This is a genomic window from Leucobacter denitrificans (genome assembly GCF_014396385.1).
Classification (GTDB): domain Bacteria; phylum Actinomycetota; class Actinomycetes; order Actinomycetales; family Microbacteriaceae; genus Leucobacter; species Leucobacter denitrificans.
Map to the genome: position 1 here is coordinate 628,850 of NZ_CP060716.1, position 18,033 is coordinate 646,882.

At 59.2% G+C, this 18,033-nt stretch carries 14 protein-coding genes and 1 pseudogene; 3 read left to right on the plus strand and 12 right to left on the minus strand.

Features of this window, described 5'->3' with window-relative positions; translation table 11 throughout:
• Position 1 precedes the first annotated feature (1 nt).
• From murD to H9L06_RS03060, 9 genes are all read right to left on the minus strand, one after another.
• Positions 2-1,498 carry a UDP-N-acetylmuramoyl-L-alanine--D-glutamate ligase gene (gene murD, locus H9L06_RS03020; RefSeq protein WP_187555790.1) on the minus strand — a complete coding sequence of 499 codons (1,497 nt, stop codon included), beginning with the start codon at positions 1,496-1,498 and terminating at the stop codon, positions 2-4.
• Positions 1,480-2,565 carry a phospho-N-acetylmuramoyl-pentapeptide-transferase gene (gene mraY / locus H9L06_RS03025; protein ID WP_187555791.1) on the minus strand — a complete coding sequence of 362 codons (1,086 nt, stop codon included), beginning with the start codon at positions 2,563-2,565 and terminating at the stop codon, positions 1,480-1,482. The genes murD and mraY overlap by 19 nt, the downstream gene beginning before the upstream one ends.
• The gene (locus H9L06_RS03030; RefSeq protein ID WP_187555792.1) at positions 2,562-3,989 is read right to left on the minus strand and encodes a UDP-N-acetylmuramoyl-tripeptide--D-alanyl-D-alanine ligase; all 1,428 of its coding nucleotides are present in this window, start codon (positions 3,987-3,989) and stop codon (positions 2,562-2,564) included. Before H9L06_RS03030 ends, mraY begins: the two co-directional genes overlap by 4 nt.
• Positions 3,986-5,542 carry a Mur ligase family protein gene (locus H9L06_RS03035; protein WP_246454465.1) on the minus strand — a complete coding sequence of 519 codons (1,557 nt, stop codon included), beginning with the start codon at positions 5,540-5,542 and terminating at the stop codon, positions 3,986-3,988. The genes H9L06_RS03030 and H9L06_RS03035 overlap by 4 nt, the downstream gene beginning before the upstream one ends.
• Positions 5,543-5,564: 22 nt before the next feature.
• Positions 5,565-7,370: a peptidoglycan D,D-transpeptidase FtsI family protein gene (locus tag H9L06_RS03040; protein WP_246454466.1), complete on the minus strand. Its 1,806-nt coding sequence runs from the start codon at positions 7,368-7,370 to the stop codon at positions 5,565-5,567.
• Positions 7,371-7,399: 29 nt separating this feature from the next.
• Positions 7,400-7,987: a cell division protein FtsL gene (gene ftsL, locus H9L06_RS03045; protein WP_187555794.1), complete on the minus strand. Its 588-nt coding sequence runs from the start codon at positions 7,985-7,987 to the stop codon at positions 7,400-7,402.
• Positions 7,984-8,955, minus strand: coding sequence for a 16S rRNA (cytosine(1402)-N(4))-methyltransferase RsmH (gene rsmH, locus H9L06_RS03050; RefSeq protein ID WP_187555795.1), 972 nt, complete (start codon positions 8,953-8,955; stop codon positions 7,984-7,986). The genes ftsL and rsmH overlap by 4 nt, the downstream gene beginning before the upstream one ends.
• A gap of 12 nt (positions 8,956-8,967) precedes the next feature.
• Positions 8,968-9,399, minus strand: a complete 432-nt coding sequence (mraZ, locus tag H9L06_RS03055) for a division/cell wall cluster transcriptional repressor MraZ (RefSeq protein WP_187555796.1) — start codon at positions 9,397-9,399, stop codon at positions 8,968-8,970.
• Positions 9,400-9,668: 269 nt separating this feature from the next.
• Positions 9,669-10,046: a DUF3040 domain-containing protein gene (locus H9L06_RS03060; protein WP_187555797.1), complete on the minus strand. Its 378-nt coding sequence runs from the start codon at positions 10,044-10,046 to the stop codon at positions 9,669-9,671.
• A gap of 69 nt (positions 10,047-10,115) precedes the next feature.
• On the opposite strand from H9L06_RS03060, the gene H9L06_RS03065 reads away from it, so the two are divergent.
• Complete coding sequence (locus H9L06_RS03065) at positions 10,116-11,216, plus strand: polyprenyl synthetase family protein (RefSeq protein WP_187555798.1); 1,101 nt, start codon at positions 10,116-10,118, stop codon at positions 11,214-11,216.
• A 48-nt stretch (positions 11,217-11,264) separates the two neighbouring features.
• Here H9L06_RS03065 and H9L06_RS03070 read toward each other — a convergent pair whose 3' ends face one another.
• Positions 11,265-11,681, minus strand: coding sequence for an Rv2175c family DNA-binding protein (locus tag H9L06_RS03070; protein ID WP_343069254.1), 417 nt, complete (start codon positions 11,679-11,681; stop codon positions 11,265-11,267).
• Between the two features lie 46 nt (positions 11,682-11,727).
• Between H9L06_RS03070 and pknB the strand changes: the two genes are divergently transcribed.
• Entirely contained in the window at positions 11,728-13,734 is a 2,007-nt protein-coding gene (pknB, locus tag H9L06_RS03075; protein ID WP_246454467.1) for a Stk1 family PASTA domain-containing Ser/Thr kinase, read from the plus strand.
• Positions 13,735-13,800: 66 nt separating this feature from the next.
• Here pknB and H9L06_RS03080 read toward each other — a convergent pair whose 3' ends face one another.
• Both H9L06_RS03080 and H9L06_RS03085 read right to left on the minus strand, forming a co-directional pair.
• Positions 13,801-15,168 carry a class II 3-deoxy-7-phosphoheptulonate synthase gene (locus H9L06_RS03080; RefSeq protein ID WP_187555799.1) on the minus strand — a complete coding sequence of 456 codons (1,368 nt, stop codon included), beginning with the start codon at positions 15,166-15,168 and terminating at the stop codon, positions 13,801-13,803.
• Positions 15,169-15,312: 144 nt separating this feature from the next.
• Positions 15,313-15,983, minus strand: a pseudogene (locus H9L06_RS03085) (lysophospholipid acyltransferase family protein).
• A gap of 149 nt (positions 15,984-16,132) precedes the next feature.
• On the opposite strand from H9L06_RS03085, the gene H9L06_RS03090 reads away from it, so the two are divergent.
• Positions 16,133-17,962, plus strand: a complete 1,830-nt coding sequence (locus H9L06_RS03090; protein WP_187555800.1) for an AMP-dependent synthetase/ligase — start codon at positions 16,133-16,135, stop codon at positions 17,960-17,962.
• Positions 17,963-18,033 lie beyond the last annotated feature (71 nt).

Genomic DNA, 18,033 nt, shown 5'->3' on the forward strand with positions numbered 1-18,033 from the left:
GCTACTCCTCGCTCTCGCGAAGTTCGCGATACGCCACTTGAAACGCGTCGCCACGGTCAGAGTAGTTCTCAAACTGATCCATCGAAGCCGTCGCCGGAGACAGCAGTACGGTGTCGCCCTCGACTGCGATCGTCGAAGCGGCCCTCACTGCCTCGCGCATTACTTCAATGCCTCGCTCTGCGAGCACCTCGATCACCGGCACTTCGGGCGCGTGCTTGGCGAGAATCGCCAGCACCTCGCTTCGATCCGCACCGATGACCACTGCACCGCGCAGCCTCGACGCGTGGCCCGCCACGAGATCTGAGATATCCACGCCCTTAAGCAGCCCGCCAAGCACCCACACCACACTGCGGTGAGCCTGGAGCGACGCATTCGCAGCGTGCACGTTGGTGGCCTTTGAATCGTCGATCCACCACACACCGCGCCACTCGCCGAGTTGCTGGGCCCGGTGCGCGTCGGGAACAAAGTCCAAGACCGCCCGCGCGATGTCTGCGGGAGCTACCCCGCACGCCCGCGCAAGGGCGCTCGCAGCGAGAATATTCTGTACCATGTGGGGCGCGGCAAGGCCACGCTCCGCGAGTTCTTCTACTGTTGCGAGTTCAAGTGCTGAGTTGCGTCGATCATCGTGAAAACCACGGTCGACGAGAATGCCCTCAACGACACCGAGTCCGCTCATAGGCGGGGTATCGAGCCCGAAGCTCACCGCTCGCGCGCCCTCTACGACGTCGGCTTCCTCGACCATGCGCAGCGTCTCTGAGTCAGCACGGTTATAGACACACGCGACTTTTGTCTGCTCGTAAACCTTGGCTTTTGCGGCCCAGTACCCGCTCTCGCCTCCGTGCCAGTCGAGATGGTCGTCGGCAAAGTTTAGGCACACGCTCGAGTGCGGTGACATCGAGTACACACGCTCGAGTTGAAAGCTCGAAAGCTCGAGCACAATCGCGTCATATCCCAGTGGATCGCGGAGCACATCGAGCAGCGGAGTGCCGATGTTGCCTGCCGGAACCGCACGTAGCCCGCCGGCAAGCAGCATGTGCGCTGTGAGCTGCGTCGTAGTCGTCTTGCCGTTTGTTCCGGTGACGCAAATCCAATCTGCAATGCGGTCGGTTTTATCGCGCAGTCGCCACCCGAGCTCAATATCGCCCCATACTGCCACATCCTGCGACTGGGCCCACACGACCACCGGGTGCTTTGCCGGGTAACCGGGTGACACAACGATGAGCTCGGGCGCAAATGCCTGAAGCTCCGCAATCTGCGCTTCATCAGATTCCGCAAGTGCGCGCTCCGAACCGATCACGTCGAGCAAGCGCTCGCGATCCTCGTCGGGTTTGCCGTACACAACGCGCACCTGGGCGCCGAGCTCGACCAGCGTGTCAGCAACGGAAAAGCCAGTGGCTCCGAGGCCGAGCACAGCTACTCGAAGCCCCGACCAGTCGTGATGCCAACTGGTAAGTGCCGCCAGCCGTTGCTCCACTCCACTCACTGCTGCAGCACCCATTCTGCGTAGAAGGCGCCAATGCCAACAATTGCGAAGAGCCCAGCAATGATCCAGAACCTCACGACGATTGTCACTTCGGCCCAGCCCTTGAGCTCAAAGTGGTGATGTACTGGGCTCATACGGAAGATACGTTTACCCTTGGTGATCTTGAAGTACACGCGCTGGAGAATTACCGACCCGGTCTCGAGCAAGAAGAGGCCACCGATGAGCACGAGGAGGAATTCGGTTCGAGTGAGAATCGCGAGGGCAGCAATCGCGCCACCAATTCCCATCGATCCGGTGTCGCCCATGAACACGTGCGCGGGGTTGGTGTTCCACCAGAGGAAGCCAGCTACGCCACCCAGGAACGCTGCAGCGATCACCGCGAGATCCATCGGGTCGCGAACGGAGTAGCAACCTGCCTCACCCGGGTCATACGCGCAGTTCTGCGCCGATTGCCAGAACCCAATGATGAGATACGCTCCGAACGCGAAGATCGCTGAGCCTGCCGCAAGCCCGTCGAGCCCGTCTGTGACGTTGACCGCGTTCGTAGTGGCGGTCACAATGACCATGACCCACAGAATGAACAGAATCGTGCCGGCAATGACGCCGAGCGCCATGAAGTCGATTGGCAGGTCGCGGAACAGCGAAATATGAGTCGAGGCCGGAGTGAGGCCCTGCTCATTTGCGAATTGCAGGCCCAGGAGCGCGAACGCAACCGCGATCACGACCTGGCCAAAAATCTTTGCCCATCCGCCAAGTCCAGCGGACTGCTGCTGCCTGGTCTTCATGAAGTCATCGATGAAGCCCACGAACCCCGCACCGACGGCCATCAAGATGACAAGCAGTGCCGAGGGCGAGGGCGACTCCCCCATGATGAGCTTGCCCACAAAATAGGCGAGCACCGAACCCGAGAGAAAAATAAGGCCGCCCATCGTGGGCGTACCGCGCTTTACCTCGTGCTCCTTGGGGCCATCGACGCGAATGGGTTGTCCCCACTTCAGCCGATTAAAGGCGCGGATGAAGACCGGGGTGAGGAGGAGCGAGTAGAGCAGCGAGAATCCCGCGGCAATAAGCATGGCGATCATGCGTAGGCCTCCCCCAACCTGTCACCGAGGACTTGCAGACCCGCGGCGTTCGAAGATTTTACGAGCACGGTGTCGTCGTGCTGAAGTGTGCGAAGCAAATAATCATATGCCTCATCGAGCGATTCGAAGAACACACTCTCGCCGTCCCACGATCCCTCATTGATCGCGCTGATGTGCAGATGCCGCGCTTCCTTACCTACGACAACGAGCTCACTGATCCGCAATCGTACCGCCTGGAGCGCGATGCGAATGTGTTCCTCGACCGAGTACTCGCCAAGTTCGCTCATCGCGCCGAGCACTGCGACCGAGCGCCCCTCTGGCTTTCGTATCTGCGCCAGCGTGCGAAGCGCCGCACTCATTGAATCTGGGCTCGCGTTGTAGGCATCGTTGATGATCGTAATGCCGTCGCGCCCACCGAGCACCTGCATTCGCCCCGGCGCAGCGAGCGAGGCGCTTTCGAGCACTCGCACGACGTCTTCGAGCGAGAGTCCGAGTGTCACCCCGATTGCGGCCGCCGCGAGTGCGTTCATCACGTGATGCTCGCCGAGCACCTTGAAGAATACTGGCGCCGATTCGCCTGACGCATGCAGGGTGAACGAGGTACCAGCGCCGCTCGATACGATGTCGCTCGCCCGTACATCTGCTTCTGGGTGTTGCCCGAACCACAGCACGCGAGCTTCGGTGAGCTCTGCCATTTTGGCAACGCGCGGATCATCACGGTTCAACACCGCAACACCCGTGGCGTCAAGGCTTCTCACCATTTCGCTCTTCGCGCGGTACGTCGCCTCGATGCCGCCGAATTCCCCGGCGTGCGCAAGCCCGACCGACAGCACGACTCCGATATGGGGTTTTGCGAGCGCTGTCAGTCGCGAAATCTCGCCCTCTGCGCTCGCCCCCATTTCGACCACGAGGGTCTCTGTCTCGGGCGTGGCGCGCAGCATCGTGAGTGGGCCACCCACCTCGTTGTTGAACGACTTCTCGCTCGAAACGGTCGCTCCGCGCACCTCGGCCATGCTTGCGGCAAGGTTCTTCGTGGTCGTTTTGCCGTTGGATCCGGTAATTCCCACGATCGTGAGACGCCCGCTCTCGCGAAGAGAGTGGATCGACGCCTGCGCAAGGCGCCCCAGCGCCTCCGTGGAGTCATCAACAATGATCTGCGAGACAGGGGTACTGTCACCGAGCTCGTCACCGCTCAGTTCGCGTTCAACTACGAGCAGCGCAGCACCAGCGCGCACTGCGTTCCCCGCGAACAGGTGTCCATCGGTTCCTTCTCCGCGCCTCGCGAAGAAAATATCGCCCTCTCGCACTTCGCGTGAGTCGGTCTGGGCATTGCCGTGAGCAATTGCATCGCTCGACTCGCCCGGGGCAAGAGCAAGCCGCCCCTGAACCGCAGCGGCAATCTCTGAAAAAGTGATCTCAATCACGCAAGTAATCCTGCCTCGCGAAGCGCAACACGTACCTCATCCCGCGCCGAATACGGCAGAAACTCCCCCGCGACTTCTTGGTAGTCTTCGTGTCCCGGCCCGGCATACACAATGACGTCGCCGGGCGAGGCCAGCGATATTGCGAGGCGGATCGCGGATCGCGGATCTGCCTCCTCGTATACGCGTGCGTGATTCGCCGACCGGGCGCCCGTGAGCAGCTGTGCGCGAATCTGCTCGGGCGGTTCAGAGCGAGGATGGTAATCGCAGACGATGAGCGTGTCTGAACCCTGTGCCGCGATCCGCCCCATCTCTTCACGCTTTGTGGTGTCGCGATCGCCGTCTGCTCCGAACATGAAGATGATGTTACCTTCGACGACCTCGCCGAGTGCGTCGAGCATTGCTGCGAACGAGCCGGGCGTGTGACCGTAGTCGACGTAGAATCTTGGCCCCTCGCCGCCCTCTGTGATCTCTTCGAGCCGACCCGGAATATGAATGGGGATGAGTCCCTTTTCCAGTCCACTTGAGACTCGCTCGAGCGGGATTCCTGCTTCGTGCAGCATGATGAGCGAAAGTGCGGCGTTCTCAGCCATGAACTTGCCAAACACCGGCACGCGTCCGCGAAACTGCCCGCCCGGTCCCTGCAGCACGAACGAAACCCCGTCGAGATCTTGTCTCGTCACCGCGAGGTGCCAGTCGGCGCTCTGCCCGTACTCGGTCGCAAGTGTCGTCACTGGGATCTGTGCCTCGCGGGCCAGCCGCTGACCATACGGGCCGTCAACGACGACGACCCCCCGCTCTGCGTGTTCGGGGGTGAATAGTGCGGCCTTTGCAGCAAAGTAATGCTCCATGTCGCCGTACTCTTCGAGGTGATCTTGAGAGAGGTTATTGAAGGCAACAACATCGAAGTGAACGCCGTCAATGCGATGCCGATCCACTGCCTGCGCAGAGACCTCGAGCGCCACGCCTTCGACCCCACGTTCGACCATGCGAGCAAGGAGCCCGTGGAGCTCTGACGACTCAGGGCTCGTCAAGTCGCTCACGATGACCTCGTCGCCGATGCGGCGTTCAGCAGTGGAGCTCAGCCCGGGGGCAACACTCGCGGCCTCGAGGAGCTGAGCAATGAGATACACAATGCTCGTCTTGCCATTCGTGCCGGTGACGCCAAAAACCTTCGCCGAAAGTTCGTCGGTGCCGTACACCTCGGCAGAAACCGCACCAAGGATTGCGCGCGGATGCCCGAGTGTCACCGCCACTGGCAGCGACCGAACACCTGCCGCATTCACAATGTTTCGCCCAGCTACGTCGGTCAATAGCGCAGCCGCGCCCCGCTCGAGCGCGTCTGCCGCGAACGTCGCACCGTGATGCTTCGCCCCTGGCATGCCCACGTAGAGATCACCCGGTCGTACGTCGCGTGAGTTGATCGTCACTCCGGTGATGAGCACGTCTGCGGAATCGGCTGAAAGCTCGAATCCGAAGTGGCTGGCAAGTTGGCCGAGAGGAATCGCTGAGGTGTGTTGAGGTCTGATCGTAAGATCACCGTTGCTGATGGTCACGTGTATCCATCCTACTCGCCGATTACAGCTCGTCGCCTGTGGGGAGCTTGACGTAGCTTCCACTCGAGGGTGGTAGATGGAACGTGCGAATCGTCGCTTCAGCGGCATCATGGAATGCGCTGACAGCCGCCTGACCACCGTTGCCTGTCGACGGGAACCCCACTGACGCAACAATCACATACTGTGGATCATCAACGGGCAAGATGCCCGCGAAACTGTACACGTAGTCGCCCCGGTACCCGCCGGCCCCATCAGACTGTTCCGCAGTGCCGGTCTTACCGCCGATGCGGTAACCCGGAATTGTGCTGTACTGGTTGAGGAATCCCTCGCCCGCACTCGTTTCGAGCATGTCGAGCATTGTCGCAGCAGTTGACTCCGAGATCACGCGTACGCTTTCGCCGTGATCAGGCGCCGACTCTGTGCCATCCTCTTTGATGCAACTCTTGACGACTGTCGGGGGCACGCGCACCCCCTTGTTCGCAAAGGTTTGGTACACACTCGCGGTTTGCACAATCGTTGACGAGAGACCCTGTCCAAACATCGTCACATAGTTCGTCTGCGCATCCCAGTTTTCCGGAGCGTGCAGCAGCCCCGCATCCTCAAGCGGCATACCCGCATTCGTGGATTGACCAAGACCGAACTTCGTGAAGTAGTCATAGCGTTGCTCGGCACTGAGCCTCGACCCGAGCATCGAAATACCTACGTTCGATGAGTGCACGAGAATACCCGTGAGCGTCCAGTCCATAGTTGGGTGCTGGAACGAGTCACTAAACGAAACGCCGCCCTCGGGCTGCCAGCTGTAGGGAGTCGAGACTGTCGTATTTGGAGTCGCTTTCCCCTCTTCAACGAGTGCCGCAGCAGTAATCGCCTTGTATGTTGACCCGGGTTCGTAGGGCCAGGTGAACGACCGAGCGCTCCACCTTGAGCTGTCAGATGCGCCTGGGTCGTTGGGATCCACCGAATCGTCTTCGGCAACGGCAAGCAATTCGCCCGTCTTTACGTCCATCACGACGAGATACCCGTATTCGGCACCAACCTCTTGCACCTTTTGATTAATTACTTGCTGTGCTTGCCACTGCAGATCGAGATCGAGCGTGAGGTGGATCGTGCCACCGTTCTCAACCTTCTTGGTCTGCACGACGCTGCCCGGTAGTTGCACGCCGTCTGCACCGCGCTCATATGTTTCCGCGCCGTCGACACCGGTGAGGCACTCATTTTGCGAAAGTTCGACTCCGGCGCCGGTGCTCTCGTCTTCGCCAGCGAACCCGACGATATTGCCACCGACTGCCCCGTTTGGATACACCCGTTCGTGCTGGCTCTCAAACGTGAGCCAAGGGATCTGTAGCCGCTTGAGCTGTTGCAGTTGCGTGAGGTCGACGCCTCGCTTCACATAAGCAAAATCAGACTTTTCGTTAATCTCGAGCGCATCGTCGACAATCTTCTTGATTTCGTCACCCGTTTGACCGGTGATCTCGCCAATTTCTGCGTACGCTTCTTCCGTCGTGACAGTCACAGTGCCGACCCCGCGTTCGGTATCGGCTCGCGTGAACTTTGCGCCGTTCAGTTGGGCATTCTTCGGCGAGAGTTGCACGTCGAAACGCTCGTCCGTCGTAGCAAGAATCTCGCCATTCCGGTCGACAATGTCGCCGCGCACGCTCGAGATCGTAATGGGCACTGCACGCTTGTCTTTCGATGCCGCATTGAGTGTTGCTGCGTTCACGACTTGCACGTCGATCAAGCGAATCGCGAATGCTGCGGCTGCAATGAGCACAATGAGGAAGAAGACGATGTTTCGTCCTCTCGCCCCGCGCAGGGTTTGCCACAACACTTCAGCTCTCTCCTTTGCGCGGCCCGCGCTTAGTGCGTCTGTGGAGCGGGCAGCTTGCCTTCCCATCGTACGGCTGCTTCGACATCTACCTTGGGAGCTTCATCCGTGTCGCGAGGAGTCAACAGGCCCTGGGCATCAACGATTGGCAAAGCTTCAAGCTGCGAATTAGGAACCAGGTTCTTACCCGCTTCCTTGGTCGCGGATTCCAGCGATCCTTGAATCTTGCCGTCACTCAGGCGGATCGTTGCTGGAGCCACGTTCTGCACCATTCCCAAAGCGGTCGCGTTCTCGGCGAGGTTCTGTGGAGAGGCAAGCTTGTCGAGGTTCTGCGAGAGCACGCGCTCAACGCGCAACAGGTCTCGCTGTTCGATCTCCAGGGCGTTACTCTCGTACGCTCCCTCTGAAACCGCGATGCTCAGCGAAAGCTGGGCCGCGAAGATTCCGAGGATAACGCCGACCGCAATGATTGCTCCGAGGACGGGGCTCTTGCGTGGCTTTGTCGCAGGCGTGGTGACCGGTGCGAGGTGTGTGTCGCGCTTTCTCCCTGGCGCTTCGGCGGGGTGGGCACTGCGTGTCAGCCGGAGCTCATCGAGCTCGATGGGCACAGTCGCGTTCACGGTCTCTCCCTCATACGTTCGGCGGCACGGAGCCTCACTGGAATAGCGCGTGGGTTCGCCTCACGCTCTGCCTCACTCGCCTGCTCGGCGCCACGCACGAGCAAGCGAAGTTCTGCGCGATGTTCAGGGAGCTCAACTGGCAATCCCTGTGGCGCGGTGGATCGGCTTCGCGCCTGGAGGATGCGCTTGACGATGCGATCTTCAAGCGACTGGTACGACATGACGACGATGCGACCGCCGACACTGAGTCGATCGATCGCGGCGGGAATCGCCCGCTCAAGCGTCGAGAGCTCGCCGTTGACCTCAATGCGCAGGGCCTGGAATACCCGCTTTGCCGGATGCCGTTTGCTCAGCATCGCTGCTGGCGTTGCTGCCTGAAGAATGTCGACGAGTTGAGCACTTCGAACGATCGGCGTTTCCTCGCGTGCTGCGATGATTGCGCGCGCATACCGCCCGGCGAGTGGCTCATCACCGTAGCGCTCGAACAGCTCCCGAAGCCTGCCCTCGGGCTCTTCTGCGAGGATCTCCGCTGCAGTGCGACCAGCTGTCTGATCCATGCGCATATCGAGTGGCGCATCTTGCGCGTATGCAAAACCGCGCTCGGCCTCATCAAGTTGGAGCGACGAGACCCCGAGATCGAAGAGCGCACCGTCAATAGCGCCCACTCCGGCAACCTCAAGAGCGCGGTCGATCTCGTCGTACACCGCGTGAACGGGAACGAATCGGTCACCAAATCGCGAGAGTCGCTCACCTGCGAGTGCAAGTGCCTCTGTGTCCCGGTCAAGCCCTACGACCGTTAGACCCGGATACCTCGCAAGCATTGCCTCGGTGTGTCCGCCCATGCCGAGGGTGGCATCAAGCACTACGGCGCCTTCGCGTTCTAATGCAGACGCAAGGAGTTCGACGCAGCGCTCGAGCATCACCGAAATGTGCAGCTGAGCTGCGTCACGTGGGGTTGAATCAGTCATTAGCTCTCCCGGCTAGAACATGCCGGGAATCACCTCCTCCTGAATTTCGGAGAATGCTGATTCCTGCTCGCCGAGGTACTTCTCCCATGCCTCTGCATCCCAAATCTCAGCACGTGACCCGGCACCGATGACGGCAACGTCACGTTCAAGACCGGCGTACTCGCGCAGCCCCTGTGGCACGGTCACCCGGCTCTGCTTGTCGGGAGTCTCCGGATGAGCGCCGGACAAGAACACGCGGAGGTAATCGCGCGCCTGCTTTGAGGTAACTGGCGCCTGGCGAATGCGTTCGTGCATCGATTCGAACTCGTGCTCACTGAATACGTACAGGCAACGTTCCTGCCCACGCGTCATTACGAGTCCGTCGGCAAGCTCATTGCGAAATTTTGAGGGAAGGATGAGGCGGCCTTTTTCGTCAAGACGAGGCGTGAAGGTACCGAGAAACACGGGGCCCTCCTCTCCTCGTTAATCGCATTCACTCCAAGGTACTCCACTTTGCTCCACTTTTTGCACTAATTCAGAAACTTTTCCCAATATTCCCTAGTTTTTCCCCGAAATTACTTGGGGAGCAAAGTGGAGGTAAAATCACTATAAGGGCGAACAGTTCTTTCGATCGGTGGCTGGCGCCTACAACCGCGCATTCAACGCTCACGCAAAACGGCATAAAAAAAGACCGCAGCAACAGCTACGGTCTTTTGGTGGAGTGAAGTGGAGCGCTAGCGCCCGTCACCCATTCGTTCGTCCCAGCGACGTTCCATTCGTTCGCTCAGTGATTCCTTCTGCGAACCAGACGGCCGCTTCCCCGATGAAGTTGAGTCTTCAAACTCGTCGATCTCAGTTCGCTTCGAAAACATGACGAGCACCCCGCCCAGCATCGCGATGAAGCCGAGTAGTCCGAGCCAGAACTGTTGGATCGCGGCGCCACCAATAAGGAGCCCAATGCCAACGAGCGCTAGTAGCGTTCCGAGCACGAGCGAACGGTAGTTGAATCGACGAGGTTGACCAGAAGCAGCAGGCAACAAATCGGCCTCGCTCTGGTAGAGCCTGCGCTCCATCTCATCGAGCAGCCGCTGTTCGTGTTCTGACAGCGCCATGATGCCCTCCGCCGTGTAATTGTGGTTGTCTCACCAGTTTACTTCGGCGCCCGCGGATAGGCTAGTCGGGTGGAAGAAACGACAAGACTCGCAGGGCTTATACAGGAGCGCCTGAACGACATAATCGCGACCCATCGCGATGCTCTCGAGGCACTGGGCGCAGATTCTGTGTCCCTTATTGATGAGGCGCTGAAGTTCCTTACCGGCGGTAAGCGCTTCCGAGCGCTCTTTGCAGTGCACGGTTATCGAGCGGTGTCGCCGCTTGACATCCTCGGTGAGATCGGCGACGAGTTCTCGGCTTTGCTTGACGTCGCCTGCGCGCTCGAGCTTTTCCATGCTGCTGCGCTGATCCACGATGACATCATCGACCGGTCAGACACCCGGCGCGGGCGCCCATCGGTACATCGCAATTTCGAACAGTTGCATAAAAACACCGGGTTGCGGGGGCACGCGGCACACTTTGGCGTTTCGAGCGCGATACTGCTTGGTGACCTGCTTCAATCCTGGGCAGACGAGGCGATGTCTGATGCGTGCGAGGCGATAGCGGATCGTGCCGCTGCCCGAGCCGCTAGGCAGCATTTCAATCGCATGCGCAGCGAAGTTGCACTTGGACAGTATCTCGACGTGCTCGAAGAACAGCGTGCCGGCTTCGCGGAGCACTCGGAGCAACTCGATCGGTCGACCCGCGTGCTCGTCTATAAGTCGGCAAAATACAGCGTTGAGGCCCCGCTGCTCATCGGCGCTGCGCTCGCGGGCGCCACAGAAGATCAAGAACACGCTCTGTCAGGATTCGGACTTCCGGTCGGTGTCGCGTTCCAGCTTCGCGACGACTTGCTCGGAGTGTTTGGAAACGCCCAGGTCACTGGCAAGCCGAGCGGTGACGACCTCGTCGAAGGCAAACGAACCGTACTCGTAACGCTCACCCGGGAGCAGTTGCCCGCGACTCAGCGTCGAATTTTCGACGACATGCTCGGGACTGAGCTCGATGAGGAACAAATCGAGATGCTGCAGCGCACGATTCGCGAGAGCGGCGCTGAACGGCAAGTCGAGCAGATGATTGGTCGCAACATTGAGCGCGCCCGCGATGCATTCGACAATGCTGACCTTGACGCTGCGTCAGTGGCACGGCTCACGAAGCTCGCCGAGCGTGCGGCGCAAAGAAGCGCCTAGGAGCCGAAGAGCGCGAGACTCTGAGTGAGGTTACGAGCGTCAGCGCTACTAAAACGCGAGGCTCTGCGTTGCCCTGCGCACGGCGCTCTTGCGACCGTCGCGAAGCACAGCGATGGGTCGTTCGCCAAGCTCATCATTCTCCTGAAGCAGCCAATGCACCGCTTCCTCCTCCGAGAAGCCGCTGTCAAGGAGCGCAAGGAGCGTGCCTCGGAGCGATGGAATCACGTCTCCGTTTTGCACAAACTCCGCTGGGACTTGGACAATGCCGTCGATCTTTACCGACGCAAGATAGTGTTCTTCGAGCAGGCGATGCACTTTGCCCACTGAACAGCCAAACAGCTCAACAAGTTCGGGGACGGTCAGGTACTCGGTTGCGGGGTTCTCTTCCACACCATCAACAATGCCAGGTCGCGCAATTCGTCGCAATGCAGAGCAGGACTCGATCAGGTCACTTTCGAGCTTCACGGCGCGGATCAGCTAATTTGCACACGCCATTCCGTAGGCTTTGCGCGTGACCTCTGCACCCATCGACCCGTTGCTCGGGCGCACGCTGAACGAGCGGTACGTGATCCGCTCTCGTATCGCGCGCGGCGGCATGGCGATGGTGTATCTCGCGACCGATCTGCGTCTCGAGCGCAAGGTTGCCGTGAAGGTGATGCATGATCACCTCGCCGAAGATGAGAACTTCACTCGGCGGTTTGACCGCGAAGCAAGAAGCGCTGCTCGTCTCGCGCACGCAAATCTCGTGAATGTTTTTGACCAGGGTCACGATCTCGGGCGCACCTACCTCGTGATGGAGTACCTGCCAAATATCACCCTTCGCCAGCTACTCAAGAAGCAAAAGCGTCTCACGCTTGACCAGGCGCTCGAAATAAGTGAGGCGGTTCTCGGTGGGCTCGCTGCAGCGCATCACGCCGGTATTGTGCACCGAGACCTCAAGCCAGAAAATGTTCTGCTCGTTGATGATGGCCGCATTAAGATCGGTGACTTTGGTCTCGCCCGCGCGGTAAGCGCAAATACCACGACAGGCCAGGCGCTGCTCGGCACCATCGCGTACCTCTCCCCCGAACTCGTCACGCGCGGCATCGCAGACGAGCGAAGTGATCTCTACGCGTTCGGCATCATGCTCTATGAGATGCTGACGGGAGTGCAGCCGTTCACCGGCGAACAACCGATGCAGATCGCGTATCAGCACGCTCACTCAGATGTCCCGCCACCCTCCGAGCACAGTCAGGTCTCCACTCCTGCTGTCGACGAGTTCGTCATGTGGCTCACGAGGCGTGACGCTGACCTGCGACCCATCGACGCAAGTGAAGCACTCGATCGTCTCGAACCAATCCGCGATGATCCATATGCCGCGATTGCTCCGCTATTTTTGCGCGAAGGCGAAGAGCCCGAGGAACCGCTTGCCGCCACGACTGTGCTGGGAAACGAACTCGATGACGTCGCAACGACGCACATTACCCCGTCCACCGCGGTGCTCGATCCACTACAGAGCGCGAGTATCGCGAATGCGCTCCCGTCCGAAAATGATCGTGCGTCCGGTGGCAGCACTACCGCAACGTCGCGTTCGACATCGCCGGTAGAACGCGCTCAGAATAGTGGCACCAGGCGCTCAAAGCGGGGTCGGTGGATCGCGGGAGCGCTCATCCTCCTCTTGCTTATTGCCGGAGGGCTCGGATACTGGTTCGGTCAGGGTCCCGGATCGAAGGTAACAATTCCTGAGATTTCCGGTCTCACGATGGAGACCGCGACCGCGGAACTCGAGCAACTCGATCTGTTTGTCGAAACGACCGTGTGTTCGAGCCTCACGGTGGAAGCCGGTCTTGCCGCCGAGATTACCCCGGCCCCGGGTACTCGTGTGGATCGCAACACGACCACCACTGTCTGTGAATCGTCCGGCCCAGAGATGCTCGACGTTCCCACGATTGTTGGACTCTCGCTCGAGGACGCGGTGCAGCTCATCACTGACTCCAGGTTCCAGTTCGGTGAAGTTGTCGATACGCGATTCTCTGAAGCAGAGGCTGACGCTGTACTCGCGGCGCTCGATGAATCTGACGCTCCACTCGGTGAGACGTTCCCAGAGCAGGGAATAATAAACCTGGTTGTTTCTGCGGGCTCGATACCTAGTGTGTTCGGAATGAGTGAGACTGAGGCAACGAACACTCTCGCAGCACGGGAACTCGTCGTTGACGAGTCACTGAATACCCAGGTTCACAATGATGAGGTCCCGATCGGTGCGGCCATTGCAGTACTTCCCTCAACCGATCCTGTACGGCCGGGCGATGCTGTAGGTTTGCAGCTCTCACTCGGCCCAGAACTGTTCGAGATTCCAGACGTATCGGGCATGGGGCTTCAGGAAGCGATGGACACGCTAAGTGCCGCAGGCTTTAACCCGACAACGCTAGTTCCTGATCGCCTCAGAGAATTTGCTGAGGCAAGCGGTACGAGACCAGGCGCCGGCGAGCGAGTGCCTAAGGGCTCAGACGTGCGCGTTACAGCTCAAGTTTCGCTATAGAACTCGGAGAGCAAATCGGCCGGAGCTCCACGGCACGTTATCGCCCGTTGCGCTCCGACCGACCCTCTACGCCCGCTTGAGTTCTTCGGCGACCTGGAACGCAAGCTCGAGTGACTGCCTATGATTCAGGCGTGGATCGACCACCGACTCATAGCGCGTTGCAAGTGCCTCCTCGTCGATATTCTCTGCCCCGCCGAGCACCTCGGTCACATCGTCGCCAGTGACCTCGACGTGAATACCACCGGGGATCGTGCCGACCTCGCGGTGCGCCTCGAAGAATCCGAGAAGTTCGTTCATGACATCGTCGAATCGGCGCGTCTTATAACCCGTCGCCGTTGTGATGCCGTTGCCGTGCATCGGGTCGGTGATCCACAGTGGCTGCGCGCCCGAGTCGCGCACACCGGCGAGGAGGCCAGGCAGCACGTCGCGGATCTTGCCAGCGCCCATGCGCGTAATGAACGTCAGACGACCGGGCTCTCGCTCGGGGTCAATCTTGTCGATAAGGCGCAGAGCGTCATCAACGGTTGCTGTCGGACCAAGCTTCACGCCGATTGGATTGCGCACCTTCGAAAGGTAGTCAACGTGTGCGCCGTCTATGTCTCGTGTGCGCTCCCCGATCCACAGCATGTGGCCCGAGGTGTCGTACAGGTTGCCCGTGCGGGAATCGATTCGAGTGAGCGGCCGCTCGTAATCGAGCAAGAGTGCTTCGTGGCTCACGTAGAACTCGGTTTGCGTGAGTGCGGTGTGGTCTACCCCACACGCATCCATAAATCGAAGTGCGCGATCTATTTCGGCTGCCAATGCCTCGTACCGACGGTTCGCGGGATTAGAAACAAAGCCCTGATTCCACGCGTGGACCTGCCTGAGATCAGCAAACCCACCCTGGGTAAACGCCCGAATGAGGTTCAGCGTCGATGCCGACACATGGTACCCCTGCACAAGCCTGCTTGGGTCTGGAGTTCGTGATTGCTCAGTGAACTCGTAACCGTTCACGAGGTCACCTCGGTACGCGGGAAGTGTGACGCCCTCGCGAGTTTCATTATCACTCGAACGTGGCTTTGCGAACTGACCAGCCATGCGACCGACCTTGATCACTGGCATTGAAGCACCGTAGGTAAGCACAACTGCCATCTGAAGCAGTGTCTTTACGCGATCTCGGATTCTATCTGCGGTCGCAGCCTCGAATGTTTCGGCGCAATCGCCACCCTGCAGCAGAAAGGCTTCGCCTCGTGCCGCAGCAGCAAGCCGCTCACGAAGCTGGTCAGCCTCACCGGCAAAGACCAGTGGCGGCTGTGTCGATAGCTCTTGCTTTGCAGCTTCAACTGCTCGAGCATCAGGCCAACTCGGCTGCTGCTTTGCCTCGAGCAAACGATACGTGTCGAGCTGCTCGAAGATCTGCTGCGCCGATAGGGTCTGCTTGCTCACTGCATTCATGGCCATCCTGTATAAATATCGCAGTACCGCCCCAAATGACGGCACCCCTTAAGCGTACCCAACTCCTCTGACATCCACGCACACTCGGCGGACGCCCGAAGCGAACGAAGACGCGCTCTGCGGAAACTTGGTTGAGGCGAACAACTATCGCTGTCGCACGCTCGACGCGTAGACGTCGACGTACTCCTGATCGCTCAGTTTCTGAATCTCGAGCATGATCTCATCGGTAACGCTTCGAAGTACGAACCTGTCCGCACTGAGGCCTTCAAACCGTGTGAAGTCGAGTGGCTTACCGATCACGGTGCCGATTCGACGGATTCGCGGAAACTTCACGCCGATCGGCATTGCCTTTTCAGTGTCGATCATCACGATGGGAACGACCGTCGCGCCGGACTCGAGCACGAGTCGCGCGACGCCGGTGCGGCCCCGGTAGAGCCTCGCATCTGGGCTGCGAGTCCCTTCGGGGTAGATACCGAGTACGTCACCGCGGTCAAGAACGCTCAGCCCCGTATTCAGCGAAGCTTCTGACGCCTTGCCCCCGAACGGTCGATCGGAAGCTGACCAACAGCAAGCATGAAGGTCTTTACCAACCATCCCTTTAGGCCTTTACCGGTGAAATAGTCGCTCTTCGCGAGAAAGTACACCCGCCGATCCACCATAAGTGGCATAAAAAACGAATCGATAACAGATAGGTGGTTCCCAACAATAATGACTGGTCCACTCTCAGGGATATTCTCGGCGCCTTCGACCCAGGGTCGGTACACCGTCTTCAGAAACGGCCCGATGATCAGGTGTTTAAAGAACCAGTAGAGCACGGCCTGATTTTTCCCTTCGTCGACCCCCAGAATAGCGGAGACCTACAACCGAAACCGCATGGGGATAGGCTTTGGACATAAAATCGGTGGCAACGCTACCCGTTGAATGTACTGGCACACACAGTCCCGACACGAACAAAGGAGTTCCCGTGAATTTGTCCGAGACCCCAATCATTGTCCCCGAGGCTCCGGAGGACAACATTACGGATCTCCTTGAGGAGCGAGTGCAGGCCACTCCAGATCGCGCGCTCTTCGCAGTTCCCGAGAATGGCGGCTGGAGAGATATCAGTGCCGCAGAGTTCCGCCGCCAGGTCATCGCGCTCGCTAAGGGGTTTGTTGCTGCAGGCGTGCAGCCAGGCGACCACATCGCGTTCATGTGCAAGACGAGCTACGAATGGACGCTCGTAGACTTTGCACTCTTCTATGCCGGCGCAATCATGGTGCCTGTCTACGAGACATCGTCTGCGATGCAGATCCACTGGATCCTCGAAGACTCTGAAGCACGAGGACTCATGGTTGAGACGAGCGCACAGTTTGACAGGTTCTCTGAAATCAAAGACCAGGCCACCGCGGTCGACCTTATCTGGCGTCTCGACGAAGATGCCATCAGCGCATTGAGTGCTTCGGGCGCCGAGGTCGAAGATGCAGAGATTGAGCGCCGCAGAAATCTCGCGCAGGGTTCCGACATTGCAACGCTCATTTACACCTCGGGTTCGACCGGTCGCCCGAAGGGCTGCGTACTCACGCACTCGAATTTTGTGGATCTCTCGCGTAACTCAGCAGCTGCCCTCACTGAGGTCGTTAACGCACCGGGCAGCTCAACGCTGCTCTTTGTGACGCTCGCACACGTGTTCGCACGGTTCATTTCGGTGCTCAGTGTGTGCGGAGGTGTTCGAGTAGGTCACCAAGCAGACACGAGCCAATTGCTCCCCGCACTCGGAACATTCCACCCGTCGTTCCTCCTTGCCGTTCCGCGCGTGTTTGAGAAGGTCTACAACTCTGCAGAGCAGAACACTGAGGCCGAAGGCAAGGGGAAGATCTTCCGAGCTGCAGCGAAGGTTGCCGTGGAGCACTCTGAAGCACTCGACGCCGGCAAGGTTCCCTTCATGCTTGGTATGAAGTTCAAGATCTTTGATCTTCTCGTGTACTCGAAGCTGCGCGACAAGCTCGGTGGACGCGTGCAGTTTGCGGTCTCAGGATCCGCACCACTCAGCCGCTACCTCGGCCACTTCTACCGCAGCCTTGGAATAAAGATTCTCGAAGGTTATGGCCTGACTGAGACCACCGCCCCCGTGTCAGTGAACCTTCCGAGCAAGTTCAAGATTGGCACCGTTGGGCCGGCGCTCCCAGGCCACACAGTACGCATCGCGGAAGACGGCGAAATTGAAGTGAAGGGCATCGACGTATTCAAGGAGTACTGGAAGAACCCCGAGGCCACCGCTGCGGTATTCACCGACGATGGGTTCTTCAAGACAGGTGACATTGGCGCGCTCGATGAGGATGGTTACCTCACGATCACGGGCCGCAAGAAGGAGATCATCGTGACCGCAGGCGGCAAGAACGTCGCGCCTGCCGCACTTGAAGATCCAATTCGCGCAAACACAATCATCGGCCAGGTCGTCGTCGTTGGCGATCAGAAGCCGTTCATCGCCGCGTTGATCACGCTCGATCCCGAGATGCTTCCCGCATGGTTGAAAAACCAGGGCGAGGACCCAACCATGACGCTCGAAGAGGCAGTGAAGAACCCCAAGGTCATCGCCGAGGTTCAACGCGCAGTCGACGAGGGAAATAAGTTTGTCTCTCGCGCTGAGTCGATTCGCAAATTCGAGATCCTCCCGACTGAGTTCATCGAAGCAAATGGCCACCTCACACCTAAGATGAGCATCAAGCGCGACAACATTCTGCGTGACTTCGCGAGCGAGATCTCAAGTATCTACGGGGAGAATCCGCAGACGGAGCACGTGCAGACGCACCCCTAATCAATACTCACTAACGTCAGGTTGTGGTGCCACTCGAAGACTTCCTCGGGTGGCACCACTTTTTATATCTC

Coding starts and splice junctions, on each gene's coding strand:
- mraY (WP_187555791.1), bottom strand. CDS start 2,565: ATGATCGCCATGCTTATTGCCGCGGGATTCTCGCTGCTCTACTCGCTC.
- murD (WP_187555790.1), bottom strand. CDS start 1,498: ATGGGTGCTGCAGCAGTGAGTGGAGTGGAGCAACGGCTGGCGGCACTT.
- H9L06_RS03060 (WP_187555797.1), bottom strand. CDS start 10,046: ATGGCGCTGTCAGAACACGAACAGCGGCTGCTCGATGAGATGGAGCGC.
- H9L06_RS03080 (WP_187555799.1), bottom strand. CDS start 15,168: ATGAATGCAGTGAGCAAGCAGACCCTATCGGCGCAGCAGATCTTCGAG.
- rsmH (WP_187555795.1), bottom strand. CDS start 8,955: ATGACTGATTCAACCCCACGTGACGCAGCTCAGCTGCACATTTCGGTG.